We start from the raw sequence: 711 nt of genomic DNA, 5'->3' as shown, positions 1-711 counted from the left end.
CGTACAGATGAGGCTGGACAACTTCTCCAAACCATACCCGGGGTCGGGCCGCTCACCGCCTCCGCGCTGGCAGCCTCAATCGGCAACCCGCGCGCCTTTCGGGACGGCCGCCAACTCGCTGCATGGCTGGGTCTGGTCCCGCGTCAACACTCCTCAGGTGGTAAGCCACGCCTGCTGGGCATCAGCAAGCGCGGGGATACAGCACTACGAACGCTTCTGATTCACGGCGCTCGCGCTGTTATCCGCATGGCAGCTACCAAGCCCGAAATGGCTGATTCGTGGGTCATGAAACTATGTCGACGCCGGCACAAAAACATCGCCGCCGTGGCGCTTGCAGCAAAAAACGCTCGAACGGCGTGGGCCCTGCTGATTCGAAAGCAGGTCTACGAAGTTAGCCACGTTCCCACGCGACCTGGCGTGGCGGGTTGACAGGTCCAGCTTCTAACATCGGAACAACACTTACCTTCCAGAGGTTGCTTGAGCAGACTTTAATTCGATGACAGAACGGTCGGACCGTGGTGGGCCAAACCCGCTTTGCACCAAGGGCAATCAAGCCCGCGGCTCTGATGGGGTACCTACTCGCGGATATTCATCGTGGGCCTGCAGCGAGCGCTGCGAATCGAGCCCGGATACATGGCTGCAACCTCGACCTGATGCCAGAGAACCCGGACTGCTTGACAACAGGGAGTCGTCCATACATGGTGCAAATAG

At 59.8% G+C, this 711-nt stretch carries 1 protein-coding gene; it reads left to right on the top strand.

The features are described 5' to 3' along the window. On the top strand, positions 1–429 hold a 429-nt coding region (locus P0D89_RS53735), incomplete at its 5' end, for an IS110 family RNA-guided transposase (protein WP_408379760.1). Positions 430–711: the final 282 nt, after the last annotated feature.

This window comes from Paraburkholderia sp. RL18-085-BIA-A (assembly GCF_046027075.1).
Lineage (GTDB): Bacteria > Pseudomonadota > Gammaproteobacteria > Burkholderiales > Burkholderiaceae > Paraburkholderia.
Note: the sequence above shows the minus strand (reverse complement) of the source record. Positions and strands in the feature narration are given on the sequence as shown.